This is a genomic window from Phytoactinopolyspora endophytica (genome assembly GCF_004138495.1).
GTDB classification, from domain to species: domain Bacteria; phylum Actinomycetota; class Actinomycetes; order Jiangellales; family Jiangellaceae; genus Phytoactinopolyspora; species Phytoactinopolyspora endophytica.
Genome location: NZ_ML142889.1, coordinates 1 through 2,323 on the forward strand (window position 1 = coordinate 1; position 2,323 = coordinate 2,323).

A 2,323-nucleotide genomic window follows, 5' to 3' on the forward strand; every position below is an offset into this window, starting at 1 on the left:
GGCGGCGACACCACCGCGGTCAACGGGCGTGGCGTATGCCAACGCGGCAACCACACCCGCCAACTGCCCGGCTGGACCGTCCGTGTCATCGACCCCGACCGGCACATCGTCGAAACGACGACGCCGACCGGACACACCTACCGGTCGTCACCGCCGCCTGCGCCCGGCACCCAACACCGCCGGGCCGGTGCACGGGACCACACGCAGGACCGTGCACGGGACCACACGCGGGACGGTGCACGAGCACCCTCCCACGCCCAGCCCCGCGTCGACCACCACTGGCCCAGCTACACAACCACCCACTGAACCACCACCAACAGCAGCACACAGCCCTGCCCACCACCGTCAACCTGGCAGCCGAGGGCAGGGCTCGCGCCCTGCCCATCACCCGGTGCAGTCAAGCAACCCATCGCTTCCTGGCCAAACCCTCCTGGTCCGCGTGACCCTGCGCCGGTCGGGCTCCGTAGTCGGGCAGACTTTCGGTGGACACCTGCGAGTGACAGTTGGGGCTAGTGACCGTGACCATGACCGACGGCTGCGCGGGCCGGCTTGCCGGGCGGGACCAGGCGCGAGGTGACCAAGGCTGCTGCCGCGGCGGCGATGGCGCAGACCACGAACGCGGAGCGGAAACCGTCCGCATCAGGCACCATCGAGGCGATCGAGCTCGCCGCGACGGCCGACACGACGGAGACGCCGATCGCTCCTCCCAGCTCATGCGCGGTGTTGATGACGGCCGATGCCAGGCCGGACTCATGCTGCGCGACATTCCCCAATGTGGTCGTCGTCGCCGTGACGAACGTCGGACCGACTCCCAATGAGGCGACCATCAACCCTGGGAGCACTGACCCGTAGGCGTTGGAGTCCACCGACACCTGGGCCAGCAGGACGGCGCCACCCGCCATCAGGGAGAAACCGGCCACCGCCACCGGCCGGCCGCCGACGGCTCCGATGAGCCTGCCCGCTAGATGCGCCCCGGCGATGATGACGATAGCGACAGGCAGGAACACCAGGCCGGTACGCAGCGCACTGAAGTCCCGGACGTGCTGGAGATACAGGGAACTCAGGAAGAAGAACGAGCTGAGCAGACCGGTCGCGAAAACCATAGTGAACGTCCCGGACTGGACGGGCCGGCGGGTGAACATGACGACGTGCATGAGCGGCGCCGGGACAACACGCTCGACGACCACGAACGCGGCGTAGCCGACGAGCGCCGCACCGATCGTGCCCAGCGTCCACCCGCTGTCCCAGCCGTCATCACCGGCTCGGTTGAGCCCGAAGACCAGGAGCCCGGACGAGATCGTCACGAGCAGCGCCCCTGGTAGGTCCACCCGGGCGGGGCGCGCCGGCCGGGCCGGAACGACCCACGAGATCACCGCCAGCAACATCACACCGACCGGCACATTGACGAAGAACACCCATGCCCAGCCCGGGCCGGAGGTTAACAGGCCACCCATCAGCACGCCGATCGCCGCGCCGCTGCCGCCGATCGCTGCCCAGACGCCGAGTGCCCGGTTCCGCTCCGCTCCGTGAAACATCGCAGTGATCGTCGACAACGCTGCCGGTGAGAGCAGCGCGGCACCCACCCCCTGGGCCGCGCGGCCACCAATCAGCATCGCGCCGCTCTCAGCGAGGCCGCAGAGCAAGGATGCGATGGTGAAGACCGCCAGGCCGAGCAGCAACATCCGGCGTGCGCCCAATGTGTCGGCAAGCCGCCCGCCCAGCAGCATCAGGCCTCCGAAACACAGGATGTACGCGGTCACCACCCAGGTGAGCGCTTCCCGGCCGACGTGCAGGTCCGCGCCGATGCTCGGCAAGGCCACCTGCACCACCATCAGGTCGACGATCAGCATGAACTGCGCGAAGCACAGCAGCACCAGCGCCGCCCAACGCTGCGGGAGCTGCTCCATGTGGCTCGCCCCATCCGACGAGTGCGTGGTGGTGTGCATGACCCTCTTTCTCAATAAACCGAACATTGGTGTTCGGTTTATTAATACCGCAGCGAGACATCGCCGGTCAAGGGTGAGGCACTACTCCGCGCGGCGTCTTACCTGAGTGCTTGGTCGAGGTCGGCAAGGAGGTCATCCACGTTCTCGATGCCGACCGAAAGCCGGACCAGGTCGCCCGGGACTTCCAATGGACTTCCGGCGGCGCTGGCATGAGTCATCCGCCCCGGGTGCTCGATCAACGACTCCACGCCACCGAGCGACTCGCCGAGCGTGAAGACCCGGGCCCGGTTGCATACCTCGACGGCCGCTTCTTCCCCACCGGCGACACGGAACGACACCATCCCGCCGAATCGACGCATCTGCCGACCCGCCACGTC

Annotated in this window: 2 protein-coding genes and 1 pseudogene; 1 reads left to right on the forward strand and 2 read right to left on the reverse strand. The window is 68.0% G+C overall.

The window, feature by feature from the left end; all coding sequences use genetic code 11:
• Positions 1 to 306 (forward strand): annotated as a pseudogene (locus ELR45_RS40150) (hypothetical protein); the annotation flags it as partial.
• Positions 307 to 509: 203 nt separating this feature from the next.
• On the opposite strand, the gene ELR45_RS34045 reads toward ELR45_RS40150, so the two are convergent.
• The gene (locus ELR45_RS34045; protein ID WP_129670241.1) at positions 510 to 1,946 is read right to left on the reverse strand and encodes an MFS transporter; all 1,437 of its coding nucleotides are present in this window, start codon (positions 1,944 to 1,946) and stop codon (positions 510 to 512) included.
• A 98-nt stretch (positions 1,947 to 2,044) separates the two neighbouring features.
• Positions 2,045 to 2,323 (reverse strand): PLP-dependent transferase (locus tag ELR45_RS41965; RefSeq protein ID WP_240760344.1); only part of this gene is annotated, 279 nt, incomplete at its 5' end.